This is a genomic window from Paenisporosarcina sp. P5_A11 (assembly GCF_056400705.1).
Genome location: NZ_JBFUKT010000072.1, coordinates 1 through 14867, shown reverse-complemented (window position 1 = coordinate 14867; position 14867 = coordinate 1). Strand labels below are relative to the sequence as shown.

Sequence of the window (14867 nt, the reverse complement as noted above, 5' to 3'; positions counted from 1 at the left end):
GTTCTATCATAACTTTTAAAGAAAAATATGATAATTATATTAATGGTGAGTGGACTGCTCCAGTAAATGGTCAATATTTTGATAACGTAACACCTGTAACGGGTCAAAATTTCACTCAAATTGCTCGCTCAACTTCAGAAGACATTGAACTAGCTCTTGATGCAGCACATGCAGCAAAAGACGCTTGGGGAAAAACGTCTGTAGCTGCACGTGCTAATATTTTAAATAAAATTGCTGATCGTATGGAAGAAAATTTAGAAATGTTAGCTGTAGCAGAGACATGGGATAACGGGAAAGCAGTACGTGAAACATTAAATGCTGATTTACCTCTTGCTATCGACCACTTCCGCTACTTTGCAGGGGCTATCCGTGCGCAAGAAGGCTCATTAAGTCAAATTGATGATGATACAGTTGCTTATCATTTCCATGAACCTATCGGGGTTGTCGGACAAATCATTCCGTGGAACTTCCCATTATTAATGGCAGTTTGGAAGCTTGCACCAGCACTTGCTGCAGGAAACTGTGTAGTGTTAAAACCTGCTGAGCAAACACCTGCTAGTATTCTAGTATTTGCTGAACTAGTTGGAGATTTATTACCACCAGGTGTGTTGAACATTGTCAATGGTTTTGGATTAGAAGCAGGGAAGCCACTTGCATCGAACCCACGTATCGGAAAAATTGCCTTCACTGGTGAAACGACTACAGGTCGTATGATTATGCAATACGCTTCTCAAAACTTAATTCCAGTTACTTTAGAATTAGGCGGCAAGTCACCAAACATTTTCTTCGAAGATGTAATGGATCATGATGATGCGTTCTTAGATAAAGCAGTTGAAGGATTTGTATTATTTGCATTGAACCAAGGGGAAGTATGTACATGCCCTTCACGTGCTTTAATCCAGGAATCTATCTACGATAAGTTCATGGAAAAAGTATTAGCTCGTGTTGAAGCAATTAAAACTGGAAACCCTCTAGACCCTAATACGATGATGGGTGCTCAAGCGTCTAATGAACAATTAGAAAAAATCTTGTCTTACTTGGATATCGGGAAACAAGAAGGTGCAGAATGCTTAATCGGTGGAGAGCGCAATAATATTGAAGGCGAGTTCGCTGGTGGATATTATGTGAAACCAACTGTCTTCAAAGGAAATAACAAAATGCGAATCTTCCAAGAAGAAATCTTTGGTCCAGTTGTTTCAGTAACAACGTTCAAAACCCAAGAAGAGGCACTTGAAATTGCTAACGATACTTTATACGGACTTGGAGCAGGTGTTTGGTCACGTAATATGAACACAGCATACCGTTTCGGTCGTGCGATTCAAGCGGGTCGTGTTTGGACAAACTGTTACCATGCTTACCCAGCACATGCTGCGTTCGGTGGATACAAAATGTCAGGTATCGGTCGCGAAAACCACTTAATGATGTTGAATCACTACCAACAAACTAAAAACCTACTTGTTAGTTACAACGAAAACAAATTAGGATTCTTTTGATCGAAAGGGGAATGACCAATGATTGAACGCGTTACTGCAACGGACGCCACGCTTGAACTGATCGAGTTATTGAAAATCAAGCACGGTCCTGTCATGTTCCACCAATCAGGAGGTTGCTGTGACGGGTCTGCACCAATGTGCTACCCAGAAGGCGATTTGATGGTTGGGGATCAAGATGTGCTGCTCGGTTCAATCGGCGACAGTCCTTTCTATATGCATAAAAGCCAATATGACTATTGGAAACATACACAACTGATTATCGATGTGATAGACGGTCGTGGCGGTATGTTTTCTTTAGAAGGTGTGGAAGGTAAACGATTCTTAACAAGATCGCGCGCCTTCACGGCTGAAGAGAATAAAGAAATTCAAGTAAATTCAAACTAAGGGTTGAGAAAAGCCGTCATTTTTCCGAGTGAAAACTTGTGAGATGACGGCTTTTTTATGGGGAAATTGGGTGAACGGAAATAAACATCGATTGAAAAGGAATAAACGGGGAAGAATGGGAATAACACAGTCGCGAACGGGATTAAACCCCTCGTGAAAAGGAATAAATCAAATTGAATGGGAATAAACACTAGATAAAGATAGGCAAATGAAATAAAGGGATTTCAAAATGGCTTAGAGAAAGGTAAAGGATAGCAATAACTATGCGCCAACTACTTTCTAACACGGCTTAAGGTACAATTAAAGAAAAGGAGTGAATATGATTTGGGTAAAATTATTTTTATGTTATTAGTGGTTGTTATTATATGGTCGTTGTGGCGATTAGCTACTAATCGTCGATTGCCTTTAGATTATTTCTCGCAGGTTGAGGATGATGTTAAAGGGAAAAAAGAGAACAATCCAACTAAAATTCTCCATGATACTAAACACGAAATTGAAGATGAAGAATCAACAACCAAAAAAGACTAACGCTACATTATAGAACATTTATTGAAAATAAAGGTGGAGAATTGATGTTATTTCGAAGAAAATCCTACACTATAAATCCGGATATGTTTGATACGTTTAACCACTTTTTTCACACTTATCTCTTACCAAATCAATTGACGCATGGAGCAAGCCTTGTCGGCCGTTGGGTAAATGAAAGCAAAACGGAAATTATGGCAATGTGGGCATACCGAGACCGAGCTGATTTTGAACGTGTGGATGCTGCTATTCGTGAATCAGAACATCATCAAACTGCTCAAAACTACAGACAGACCCTACCGTCTTTATTTGAGACCAGTTCGGAAGACTTTATGGAGTCGACAGGCAACTATTCAACAACGCCTTATATTGTGGCTGTATCTGGGTTTATTCAAAATGAAACGGGACAAGTACTACTTGTACGAAATGAACATCGTTCTAGCACGTACGAGATGCCAGGTGGACGAGTGGAGCCAGGGGAGAGTATGAAGGATGCTATAGCTCGCGAAGTTCTTGAAGAAACAGGAATTCATGCGGAGATTGGTGATATGGTGGGTGTTTATCAAAATGTCACGACTGGAGTACTTTGTCTCGTTTACAGAGGAAAGTGGATTTCGGGAATCCCTACACCTAACCCGGGAGAAACAATCGATGCGCAGTTTGTTGAACTAAATGAAACGAATGTAGCCGATTGGATTACAAGAAAGCACTTTGCAACGCGAGTCTTTGATRCCATGAACCAAGGAAATGTAGCCTATGAATCATATGAAGTAAGACCATATCGATTACTTGAACGTGTGCAGGGATAGCCGAGATGAAGATTAATCATTTGTTGTTTTCAGTATCGAATCTAGAGAACTCGATTGAATTCTACTCGAAAGTCCTTGGTGCTAAGCTAATTGCAAAAGGCAGAACGACCGCCTACTTTGACTTAGATGGTTTGTGGCTTGCATTGAATGAAGAAAGAGACATTCCACGAAATGAAATTCACGATTCTTACACACATTTGGCATTCACAATCAATCTGTGTGAATTTGATGAAACACTTGATAAATTGAAGAAATTAAATGTTTCGATATTGCCTAGTCGAGCGAGAGATACTCGGGATAAAAAGTCCATTTACTTTGAAGTTCCAGACGGACATAAATTCGAATTTCATACGGGCACCCTAAAAGACCGAATGGATTATTACAAGAAAGATAAGGGACATATGGAGTTTTACGACTTTTAAGATAGAGCCTCGAAGGGATGGAATAAATGAAAGCATATATTATCACTGGAGCATCAAAAGGAATTGGCCTTGAACTTGCGAAACAGCTTATCGAAGCGGGGCATTTTGTTGTTGGAATCGCCCGTACAGAGAGCGAACTAGACGGGATGAAATTCATTCAGGCAGACCTTTCTAAGACGGAGAAACTTGAATCGCTGTTGAATGAAGTAATCGAGTCTGTACCAGAAAATGTTGGTTCATTCACACTCATTAATAATGCAGGGATGGTTGATCCAATAGGGTTAATTGGGTCTGTATGTCCTGAAGAAATGACGAAGGCAATCGCAGTCAATTTGACTGCACCAATGATTATTTCTAATGCATATATCTCTAAGTTGAAGGATTTTCAGGGAACAAAGCGTATTGTCAATATTTCGTCTGGTGCTGGTCGAAATGCATATGAAGGCTGGGGAACTTACTGTGCGACAAAAGCGGGACTTGATCATTTTTCACGGGTTGTGGCACTTGAGCAATTGAAGGCTAAGCATCCTATAGAAATTGTTTCAATCGCTCCTGGTATAATCGACACGGGCATGCAAGAGAATATTCGAGCTAGCAGTGAAGATGCGTTTCCACTACTTGATAAGTTCATTGATTACAAAGAACAAGGTTTACTAAGCAGTGCCGAACAAACTGCACGAAAACTTATTTCGTTCATGGAAAACGAAGACTATAAAGAAGTCGGTCCAATAGCTGATATCCGAAATTTTAATATGGATTAATTGTGGTAAGTGCTTTTTTATGAAAACTGTTAAAGGTAACAGAATCTATAATAAGGATTGAACTGATTAATGAAAAAAGTGAAATTGAAAAACTTTAATTATAATTTGTTCGAGCCAATACATAACATTAATGGCTAACTATATTCACCATCAACCCAAGGGCAGTACTCATTTTTGCGTTCATCACCTAGCGTGTTTGTATCTATGCCTACCACAATTAGCTCTAATCTACTTTTATCTTCTTTTAATCCTAATGAAACCCCTTGAATTGCATCTTGGTCTTCAAAGACATTTTGTCCATCGTGCATATACAGGACAGAGTAACGTTTAGTTTGTTCTGCCTCATAAGTGGATGGTGTATAAACGCGAATCGTTCTTTCATGATTGAAAGCCGAGATAGGAATTTTGAATTTTTCAAGCATGTAGAATATCAACCTTTCGTTTCTAAGTGACGCTTAGCCTATAAGTTATGTTTCTCAATGTTAAATATTGTTTTCAATTTTATTAAGAGTTGAGAAAGGAGTGCATCATTAAGAGATTGTCCCCAGGTTACGTAGGTTATAGTCATGAGAAAATCCTCCATTTATAGATACACTTTTGACGTTCCCCTTCTAAGTACATATCGGTGTCAGTTGGTAAGTCTACTATTTCAATAAGTTCTGCCCCAATTCTAGTACACGTCTTTTGGGATGCGATATTTTCAGGGTTACACGTAATAATTAACTCATCCATTCCATGAGCTAGCGCAACTTTTCCGAGTAATTTACACGCTTTCGCTGCATAGTGATGTCCCCTATGTTTCTTATCTATGCCGTATCCAATATGTCCACCATAGTAAGTAAGTGTATTGTTACCTATACGAAGATCAATGGTTCCTATGGTTAGATTAGTTCCTGTCAGATTGATTGCATAACAATAGGTTGGAACAAATCCTTTTACTTTATTTTCAGGAATTTTTTGTTCGATTATTAAATCAATTTCTTCCCCTTTAATAAAATTAAAAGGAAGGAATTTAAAATTACCTTTCTTTGACATAAAGCACCGCCATTCGTGAATTGAAAATGTAATTATCTTAAAATCCCCTCTTAAGGAGGTTCCCAGGATGAACGATAAAAGCGCTAACCGTGAATAAGTGGTTGAATATGTTGTAACGCCATCCAAATCTGTAAATCTAAGTGATCGACAGGTCCAATATCACTGGATAAATCCCATAATGTGATTCGTTCCATTTCGTCATTCGGAATAAAAGAAGTTAAGTGAGAGGCTTTACAAAAGTAGACGGGGTTTTATTTTACACGTTGTGTTTCTAGATTTCGAATTTTTGCTAAACCTTGAAATGCCAAGTTTTCAACTTTTTGTCCCGTTTCCTCGTACAGTTCACGAAGAGCACATTCTTTAGGAGATTCATTTAATTCTCTTCTTCCTGCTGGTAGTTCCCATCTTTTACGAAAGTGGTTAAATCCAAAAAGAATGTCATGTTTAACTTGAACAATTGCATAAGAACCCGCTATAGCATAGTTATGTAATTCATCTTCCGTTAGATACATAAATTCGATAAATTCTAATGAAGGATCTACATTCATTCCACATTCACCTTTAAGAACAACAAATAAAAAGTTTTTATCTTATAATATTCGTTACTAAAAAACAAGTTCCTGCTTTTTCCATCTAATTAAAAGAAAACCCCACTTAACCTGATTATTTTCCAGGTACGTAGGGTTTTCATGTATGATGATTTATTTCGCATATTGCTCCACACGGGTTTGATTCATGATGGCAAGAGTGACAATTTCAGCAACATCTTGGAGCTTTGCTTTGCTGATTTTATCTATTTTATCTTCGGGTTTATGATACCAAGGCTCTGCTGGATTATGAATGAATAAAGCAGCGGGAATGCCTGCTTTTGCAAAAGGAACATGATCACTACGGTCACCTTGGTTTACAGGAGTTGGTTTTCCGTTTAATTTTATACTTGCTGCTTGTGTGAGGTCTGTGACTAGATTAGGCTTGTCGTCTATCGTTTCTAAAGTTAATTTACCCGCATCTTTACTACCTACCATATCTAAATTAAAGTTTGCTTTGATACGACTAATTTCATTAGCTGATAACTGATCAACGTAATGATTTGAGCCAAGTAATCCCAGTTCTTCAGCGCCAAATGTTATAAATCGAATTTCTGTATCGCTAGGAATGGTTTTAAAGACGCGAGCGAGTTCAAGCGTCATAGCAGTCCCTGATGCATTGTCATTGGCACCAGGTGCTCCAGCAACCGAATCATGATGTGCACTAATTACGATTATGTCATGTTTGGCTTTGATTTTAGAGTTGTTTTGATTTGAGGGTTTCTTAGTAGCAATGACATTGTGAGAAATATTTGTAATAGATTTTGCTCCTTCAATGTTAAGTGTAGCTTGAGTATCGGGATTATTTTTGACTTGCTTTACCAACTTTTCCCCTTCAGCTTGTGTCAATAATACAGCGGGTATAAAGGAGTCGTTTGCTTCACCAAGACTTCCCATAATATCGCCAGGAGCATTGTTGTAAAAAATCACACCAGCTGCCCCTTTCTTGGCCGCATTTAACATTTTCTCCTTGAAACTAATATCGCCACGTTTTATAAGAACAATCTTTCCAGCTAAATCGAGATGTTGTAGCTCCTTAACTTTCCCGAGCCCAGCTGGGATAACTTCGCCAACTACATGTCCACTAACTGAATATTCTAAGGCACTTGGATCTACAATATGTATAAATCCATCTAGCGTTAATTCAATGGTATGAGGTGCTGTATAGTCATTGAAAGTAAATGTTTGAACCTCGGTTTTATAGCCATAGGAATCGAATTGCTTTTTAATATAGCCAACCGCTTCATCTTCTTGTTCGGTTCCCGCAACACGAGGTTTTTTGGATAGAGATTTGATATTTTTGTACATGTTGTCATCATCAATTGACTGTAGAATGTTAATTTCAAGATTAGTTGATTTTTCATCTTGAGAATTAGTGTAATAAGTTGCAAAAGTAGCAATAGGAGCAATTACACACAGCCCAATAATGGCTGTGATGACAATTTTATAAATCGAATATTTCATTTTGACCCTCCAAAGTATTGAATACTTTAGGATGAACAAAAATAAGATTTTTACTTGTGCAATTCAAAATTTTTTTATTGGTCCACTACTGGATTCACTTTTAACCACTCTATGCCAAATTCCACAAGTGGTTTCATTTTAATAACACGACAATCAGCTTGACCTAACTTAGCAACAAAAAATGCGTCTGCATGTGTTTTTTCAAAAGCTTCCCCAAGTTCCGGGAAACGATCCGAATCTCCATCTACAGTTTGATACTCAATCCATATTCGCTCATCGTCCACTAACATCGCCGCACCTTGATTGGTATACGTTTTCGTTTCAAGAAAATTCTCAGATAGATGTAAAGCTGTACAGGAATCATAACCTACACCAATCAACAGGATTTTGACGTTTTCATTTAAAAAAGTGCCGAGTGGTGATCCCATGCCAAAAGAATCTTCCAAAGGATGTTCCATCATCCATTTTTCTGCGTTTTTGCCCCAAGCCATAAAACTATGTACAGGATGATAGCTACGAATCGTTTTCGGATGACGATGAAAACATTCAGCAATTTTACCCATTCCACGTAAAGGTGTTAAGTGTGGATCATATGCAGGCATATGTTGACGAATAGGTTCATGCCAATCTTTCGGAACAGGCGGTAACATCCAATAGGAAGGCTCGGAGTTCTCTGCAGATTGTGCAGCCATGACGATAGTGCCTTGCGGTGTTATGGTTTCCATCAAAGCATCGATAACGGCTTTCGCTCCACCCGCAATCCATCCCATTGACTTAATAGAAGAGTGGACCATAATAGCATCTCCCGCTTGAATACCAAGCGTCAGTAATTGTTGTTTTAACGTTTCCACTGATTGAAAAGAAGTGGTTTCTTGTACGCGATCAAATTCACTCATGTTTTTATGCCCCTTTAGGTTAATTGTTGAGAAAAGTGACAACTTGCAATATTCTATTTTTTGTCACCAGTAACATACATTTAATTGCTATAATAACTGTATAAGATTGTAAGTATTGGAGGTCATATGAAATTTTTAATATATTTTTAACAGTTCATATTATAACAGGAATGATTTGTTTACTAACAGGTTTATTAGCAGGATTATCGAAGAAAAGAAAAGGAAAACATACGGCATTCGGGGAAATATATCACGGTTCTTTCGTTTTCGTATTTATTAGTGCAGTCGTTATGTCCATCATTCATTGGAATGAAAGTGCTTATCTATTTTATATTGGCGTATTTTCGTATTCACTTGCTTTCCTTGGTTATCTATCTGCGAAAATACGATGGAATAATTGGCTAGGGACACATATCGGTGGAATGTTAGGTTCATATATAGGGATAGTCACCGCTACTTTAGTCGTGAATATCGATAGAATACCGTTGTTAAATGAATACCCCGTGATCTGGTTTTGGTTCTTGCCAACAATAATTGGAACACCAATCATATTCATAATAGGAAAAAAGTATCGTCCTCAGAAAAGTAGAAAGCTTCTAACATAATTTCAAAGAAAAAGCCGCTCAGGAATTACTCCAAAACGGCATTGCTCTATTAGTATTTTTCGATTTCTGCCACCTTAACAACAGATTTCCCTAGGTTTGCACCTTTGAAAAGATCCAAGAATGCGTCTATGGTATGGTCAAAACCTTCTGTAATTGTTTCTTCATACTTGAGTTTGCCTTCAGTTAACCAGGTTGCTAAATCTTTTGCGCCTTCGCCAAAACGAGATGAATAGTTACCAATCGTAAAACCTTGCATTAACGAGCTAGTCTTGATTAAATAGCCTTGCACACGTGGCCCAACGTCTACTTGTTCATTATTGTAAGAAGAAATGGCGCCACACACTGGGATTCGTGCAAAGTTATTTAACAATGGGAAGACGGCGTCAGCAATTTCTCCGCCAACATTTTCAAAGTAAACATCTATTCCATTAGGACATGCTTCACGTAAGGCTTCCGCGACATCTTGCGTTTTGTAATTGATGGCTGCATCAAATCCTAATTCATCTAGTAGGAACTTCACTTTTTCGTCTGAACCGGCAATCCCCACAACATGAGCACCTTTAATTTTTGCGATTTGCCCAACAATGGAACCAACTGCTCCAGCTGCTCCGGAAACGACAACGGTTTCACCTTCTTTTGGCTTCCCGATATCCAGTAAACCAAAATAAGCAGTCAATCCTGTCATCCCAAGTACACTCAAATACGCAGAGGCAGGGGCAAGTATATGGTCAATTTTACGTACCGTATTATCTTTTGCTATGCTGAATTCTTGCCAAGGAAGTGATCCTAAAACCATATCTCCTTTTTCAAGAAGTGCGGACTTGGAGTCAACAACTTGAGCAACAACGCCGCTCGAAATCATTTGGTTTAATTCAAACGGAGGAATATAAGATTTCGTATCATTCATACGTCCTCGTAAATAGGGATCAACAGAAATATAGACAGTTTTAACAAGCACTTCGCCTCCAGATATTTTACCAATTGGTGCATTTACCATTTCGAAATCATCTTTTGTAGGTGTACCTGTAGGTCGTTGAATGAGCTTAATTTGTTTTTGCAAAATGAACACCCTTTCATTCACATAGAGTAACGTGTATGTAGTAATGTAACTTACTTGGCAATTTTTTTCATGATAAAAGTCCTCAACTAAGGTTAAGGACTTCATTTCTAGCCTATTTTACCAAATTAATTTCTTTTTTCTTATCATTATGCCAGGTGATATCAACATCTATTTTGGTGTAATTGTCTTGTATATCGAACGTTTCAACAACTCGATTAATGATATCTTCATCGGTCATGTCTTCTTTTAATTGAAGTTGACCAAATAATGGTCTAAGTTTGGCCATTGCTTCTTTACCTGTGGCATTTGAAGTATCATCCGCCACATTTTTATATTCAGCATCCGTTGAGTCTTTCTCTTCCTCATAATTCACATCAATCGCTTCTTCTTGATCTGGATAATCTACTTCAAGTTCAAACTTTTTAAATCCATAAATTTCATTTTCCCCGGTATCGGCCGGATTTTCACCAGGTGCATCATCTTCAATGTCATTGTTCGTATTATTATTTGTAACATCTTTTGTTATCTCGTCCTTATCTCCACAAGCTCCTAGCAAAGCGGCAGAAAGTAGTAAACTGGCAACAACCTTAGTTTTTTTGAATGTCATGTTCATCCTCATCCTTTCAATTCAATTTATATTGGTATGCCCAAAAGTGAACGAATTAACGGTTCATTTAATCATTTTTATATTTTTTTATAGAAATTACGATGAGTTGAATCATAATACGAACAGGAGAAATCAAGATGATCCCATATGAAAATGAGCTGAGAATGTGGAAGAACGAAACTTTTAATGGTCATCCCTCGTAGAAGTAACAAAAGGGAGTGAATGATATGACGATGAACCAGGTGAAACAAGATTTACAAACCTCATTTGAACAAGTGAAAAATGCGGTTGGATGGACTGTCGATAAACGAATTTTATTATCGATAGCTAGTTATTATGTGACTACGGGTAAAACTTTTAATGCGAAACAATTTTTGGCCACTTCCGATGCCATTAAGCAAAAATCAGGTTGGTTTTCACCGCTTCGTTCTCATATTCATTACATGATGGCTGCCTTTTTACAAAATGAACAAGATTCATCCTTAATGGTCGATAATCTTTTAGTGAAACAAGACATTTTAAAGGCGGCAGGCTTCAAATCGAACGTCTACAGTTATTTAGCAGCCGTGTTGATGACCGACGATTCTAATCATGAAGCATCTCAAGCTAAGTATCTATATGATGAGATGAAGTCACATCATCCATTCTTAACTCAACCTGACGATGTGCCTTATGCAGTCATGCTTGGAAAAATGCCTGGTGATCCAAAAGAACGAGCATTGACGATGAATAGATACTATACGGAATTACGGTCACAAGGTTTTTATATGGGTAATGAGCTACAGTGGATGTCTCAAATTCTTACATTTAAGAGTCCAACTTATAATGCTAATGTAGTTGCACAGGCTGTCCAAATAAGAGACCAATTAAAAAATGCAAAAATCAAAATAAAATCGATGCATTATGTTATGGTTGGGTTTTTAGCAGCATTGGAAATAAAAGAAGAGGCATTAGAACATGTAATTGAAACATACCGTGACCTTGAAACTATGAAGTTATTCAATTGGTATAAAGAAATGATTTTATCGATAGCTGTTCAACTTGAAACGAAATATATGATAGACAATGAAGATATCACATCGGTTAGTTTTGCCACCACGATTGAGATGATGATGCAAGCTCAACAAGCGGCGATGGTTGCTACGATGGCTGCAACGAATGCGGCAGCAGCGTCAAGTGGTGGAGGAGAATGATAGACTAAGATTAAGCAGGACTATATCGATTATCAGGAGGTGTTTCTTTTGAAAGAAACCGGACTTTGGATTAATGGTGATTGGCGAGGAGCAAGTGAAACGTATGAATTAAAAGCTCCATATGATGGGAAAGTACTTGCACATGTAGCTAAAGGAACAGTAGAAGATGTGAAAGTAGCAATTGCTGGAGCAGAACAAGCTTTTCATTCCTTCAAAAAATGGCCAGCTTACGATCGAGCGGAAATGTTATATAAAGTTGTAAATATCATGCGTGAACGCAAAGAAGAGCTGTCGAAGATTTTGGCACAAGAAGCAGGGAAACCACTAAAAACCGCGCGTGCTGAAGTGGATCGCACAATTGCTACCTATCAATTTTCAGCGGAAGAAGCGAAGCAATACCGCGGGGAAACGATTCCTATGGATGCAGCCCCGGGTGGAGCAAACCGAATTGGCTGGACTAAAAAAGAAGCGATTGGCGTTGTCTCAGCTATCACACCTTTCAACTTTCCGTTTAACTTGGTTGCACACAAGCTTGGACCTGCATTTGCAGTAGGCAATACAGTAGTTTTAAAACCTGCCACACAAACTCCATTGAGCGCAATTGTCATGGCAGAAATTTTTAAAGAAGCTGGCTTGCCAGACGGAGTCCTTCAAATTATCACGGGGAGTGGGAGTGAATTAAGTGATTCACTCATTACTCATCCAAACGTAAAAAAAGTAACCTTTACCGGCAGTGTGCCGGTCGGATTATCCATTAAAGAAAAAGTGGGATTACGCAAAATCACTCTAGAGCTAGGTTCCAACTCTGCGCTAATTGTAGAGCCGAGTGTACCTATTGAAAAAATCGTGAAACGTTGCGTGGAAGGGGCGTTTGGCTTTGCTGGACAAGTGTGTATATCCCTACAACGTATCTACGTAAATCGTAAAGTGCATGATGAATTTGTACAGGCATTTGTGGAAGAAACGAAAAAATTAGTAGTGGGCGATCCGCTTGATGAAAATACGGATATTGGTTCCATGATTCATCCTGACGAAGTAGAACGCATCGTTAGTTGGATTGAAGAAGCCAAGACTCTCGGTGCTACGGTCGCAACAGGTGGAGAGTTTACAGAACGTCAATTGCAGCCAACAGTAATGATAAACGTAAAAGAAGACATGCAAATCGTATGCGAAGAAGTATTCGCACCCATCGTTTCAATCATTCCTTACGACACGCTTGATGAAGCGATTGGCTATGTAAATGATTCGAAATTCGGTTTAAATGCAGCAATCTACACGAATGTCTTAACAGATGCCATGAGAGCTGCAGAAGAACTTGAAGCGGGAGCAGTTATTATAAACGACATTCCAACCTTCCGTACAGATCATATGCCATACGGCGGTATAAAAATGAGTGGCTACGGGCGCGAAGGCGTGAAGTTTGCAGTCGATGAAATGACCGAAATGAAATTTATTACGATGAAAACCGTGTTTTAATAGAAGGCAACTAAGGCAATCTACTTTTATAAGTGGGTTGCCTTTTAATTTAATTAGAGAAGTAATACTGATTTTTTATCAACCGGTCCTTTCATTAAAAAAAGATCAACCATAAAATTGGTTGACCTAAAAAACACATCTCTTTTAAGTGTTTTTCATTTCCCTTTCAAAAAAAAATCCTTTGAAAGGACAAGCCCTATCACAAATAGCAGCAACGCAAAATAAGCAGGTAGTATATGAATAAAAGATATGTATCCAATAGCAAAATGAATGAAAATACCTGCGCTAAAAGCAGGAATGCCTCCGATTAGGAACGTATACCACACCCATTTTTCACCTTGCTGAAAGCCCCATAATGCCAGCATTAATACTAATAATCCTACACTGATTAAGGAACTTCCCAAACCTGCTCGGTCATGGGCGATTACTGGAATTAGTCGGTTATTTATGTCGTTTAATTGATCTGGAGTCATACAGATATAAATAAGGTCGGTCGGCACAAATACCCCGGTAACGCCAATTGTGGAAATGACGAAACCACCAAGGATAAACGAAAATCCAAGGATCACAAATGCAAATTGTCCCCATAATCCTTTTTTCCAAGCGGAATGGTTGGTCCGATTACTAGAAGTCGGATGCTCAGCAAAGTTTCTAGTTGTTCGATAACCAATCCAGAAAAATGGGAGTAACATGAGCCAAAGAAGCCCATGTAACCAATCGAAATAACCAAATCCAATAAATAGGAGAATCCCGAAAAATCCAACGATACCTGCCGTATGAATCGCTTTTTTGGCCCAATACATCCCGTATCTAACGCCATATCGAGCTATGCGCATGTAGAGAAATCCTCCCGAAATCATCGTTCCGGCTAACGTCATTCGATCGTGTTGCATGAATCGGATGATGTTTGGATTTATTGCCATTAGTTGTTCACGCGTTAACTGCAAAAATGCTTCATCGTAAGGTAGGACAATCACTGTCATGCTAATTAGTAAAGCTAACAAGCCGCCAAAAAGCATAATCAAACCGAATAACCAATGCCAAATCCAGCCTTTATACTCGGTTCTTTCCTGCACTTTTACACTCATTAACGCTTCATTAATTCTTTTCGGTAGCCCGGGTCCTGAAAAGACATAGCCACTTGATAGCATGACAAGGTCGGCTCCCGATTGAAATAAACCCAAAGCATCTTTAGGTTCAAGGATACCACCCGAAACGATAATGGGCATATCCGTTATTCCCTTAGCCTCTTGAATTGTCTTTGTTAAATTCTCGACTTGAACGAGTGGAAACATCTGCCCAGAACCCGTATCAATTGCCTGTTCCTCAATGATGACGCCATCTATATATTTTTTTCCTATTAAGTTAGACAAGTAGTCGGTATCCAGTTGTGGATGGGAGAACGAGTAACATAATGGCTTCGATTTCAAGACTTTTTTAATCGATTCCAAGTCATGATCACTAAACCGTTCCTCCAGTATAAAAGCATCTCCGTAGTCAAATAAGGATTCAACTAATGAGACAGTTTCCTCGCATAAGCCAGTTTTCCC

The 14867-nt window shown here is 38.6% G+C and carries 17 protein-coding genes; 9 read left to right on the top strand and 8 right to left on the bottom strand.

The features are described 5' to 3' along the window. From adh to AC1DOS_RS11325, 6 genes are all read left to right on the top strand, one after another. The coding region (adh, locus tag AC1DOS_RS11350; protein ID WP_477537592.1) for an aldehyde dehydrogenase at positions 1–1493 on the top strand (1493 nt) is incomplete at its 5' end. An 18-nt stretch (positions 1494–1511) separates the two neighbouring features. Continuing rightward, positions 1512–1877 carry a DUF779 domain-containing protein gene (locus AC1DOS_RS11345; RefSeq protein WP_477537591.1) on the top strand — a complete coding sequence of 122 codons (366 nt, stop codon included), beginning with the start codon at positions 1512–1514 and terminating at the stop codon, positions 1875–1877. Positions 1878–2201: 324 nt separating this feature from the next. Next, complete coding sequence (locus AC1DOS_RS11340; protein ID WP_477537590.1) at positions 2202–2405, top strand: hypothetical protein; 204 nt, start codon at positions 2202–2204, stop codon at positions 2403–2405. Between the two features lie 44 nt (positions 2406–2449). Further along, positions 2450–3211 (top strand): NUDIX hydrolase, encoded by a 762-nt coding sequence (locus tag AC1DOS_RS11335; protein ID WP_477537589.1) that lies wholly within the window; start codon positions 2450–2452, stop codon positions 3209–3211. Positions 3212–3216: 5 nt separating this feature from the next. Continuing rightward, positions 3217–3633 carry a metallothiol transferase FosB gene (gene fosB, locus AC1DOS_RS11330; RefSeq protein WP_477537588.1) on the top strand — a complete coding sequence of 139 codons (417 nt, stop codon included), beginning with the start codon at positions 3217–3219 and terminating at the stop codon, positions 3631–3633. Positions 3634–3659: 26 nt separating this feature from the next. Next, positions 3660–4394 carry a (S)-benzoin forming benzil reductase gene (locus tag AC1DOS_RS11325; RefSeq protein ID WP_477537587.1) on the top strand — a complete coding sequence of 245 codons (735 nt, stop codon included), beginning with the start codon at positions 3660–3662 and terminating at the stop codon, positions 4392–4394. Positions 4395–4528: 134 nt separating this feature from the next. Here AC1DOS_RS11325 and AC1DOS_RS11320 read toward each other — a convergent pair whose 3' ends face one another. The 5 genes from AC1DOS_RS11320 to AC1DOS_RS11300 form a co-directional block, all read right to left on the bottom strand. Next, positions 4529–4816: an alpha/beta hydrolase-fold protein gene (locus tag AC1DOS_RS11320; RefSeq protein WP_477537586.1), complete on the bottom strand. Its 288-nt coding sequence runs from the start codon at positions 4814–4816 to the stop codon at positions 4529–4531. A 142-nt stretch (positions 4817–4958) separates the two neighbouring features. Beyond that, positions 4959–5429 carry a GNAT family N-acetyltransferase gene (locus tag AC1DOS_RS11315; RefSeq protein ID WP_477537585.1) on the bottom strand — a complete coding sequence of 157 codons (471 nt, stop codon included), beginning with the start codon at positions 5427–5429 and terminating at the stop codon, positions 4959–4961. A gap of 251 nt (positions 5430–5680) precedes the next feature. Beyond that, positions 5681–5977, bottom strand: a complete 297-nt coding sequence (locus AC1DOS_RS11310; protein ID WP_477537584.1) for an NUDIX domain-containing protein — start codon at positions 5975–5977, stop codon at positions 5681–5683. A gap of 153 nt (positions 5978–6130) precedes the next feature. Further along, positions 6131–7480, bottom strand: coding sequence for a M28 family peptidase (locus AC1DOS_RS11305; protein ID WP_477537583.1), 1350 nt, complete (start codon positions 7478–7480; stop codon positions 6131–6133). Positions 7481–7554: 74 nt separating this feature from the next. Then, complete coding sequence (locus tag AC1DOS_RS11300) at positions 7555–8376, bottom strand: AAC(3) family N-acetyltransferase (RefSeq protein WP_477537582.1); 822 nt, start codon at positions 8374–8376, stop codon at positions 7555–7557. A gap of 170 nt (positions 8377–8546) precedes the next feature. On the opposite strand from AC1DOS_RS11300, the gene AC1DOS_RS11295 reads away from it, so the two are divergent. Next, positions 8547–8981, top strand: coding sequence for a DUF2306 domain-containing protein (locus AC1DOS_RS11295; protein ID WP_477537581.1), 435 nt, complete (start codon positions 8547–8549; stop codon positions 8979–8981). A gap of 49 nt (positions 8982–9030) precedes the next feature. On the opposite strand, the gene AC1DOS_RS11290 is transcribed toward AC1DOS_RS11295, so the two are convergent. Then, entirely contained in the window at positions 9031–10041 is a 1011-nt protein-coding gene (locus tag AC1DOS_RS11290) for an NADP-dependent oxidoreductase (RefSeq protein ID WP_477537580.1), read from the bottom strand. A 112-nt stretch (positions 10042–10153) separates the two neighbouring features. Continuing rightward, positions 10154–10648 (bottom strand): YusW family protein, encoded by a 495-nt coding sequence (locus tag AC1DOS_RS11285; protein ID WP_477537579.1) that lies wholly within the window; start codon positions 10646–10648, stop codon positions 10154–10156. Positions 10649–10875: 227 nt separating this feature from the next. On the opposite strand from AC1DOS_RS11285, the gene AC1DOS_RS11280 reads away from it, so the two are divergent. Then, positions 10876–11841 carry a DUF4003 family protein gene (locus AC1DOS_RS11280; protein ID WP_477537578.1) on the top strand — a complete coding sequence of 322 codons (966 nt, stop codon included), beginning with the start codon at positions 10876–10878 and terminating at the stop codon, positions 11839–11841. A 48-nt stretch (positions 11842–11889) separates the two neighbouring features. Beyond that, complete coding sequence (locus AC1DOS_RS11275; RefSeq protein WP_477537577.1) at positions 11890–13317, top strand: aldehyde dehydrogenase family protein; 1428 nt, start codon at positions 11890–11892, stop codon at positions 13315–13317. 155 nt (positions 13318–13472) lie between these two features. Here AC1DOS_RS11275 and AC1DOS_RS11270 read toward each other — a convergent pair. Then, a partial coding sequence (locus AC1DOS_RS11270; RefSeq protein WP_477537576.1) for a dihydroorotate dehydrogenase occupies positions 13473–14867 on the bottom strand: 1395 nt, incomplete at its 5' end.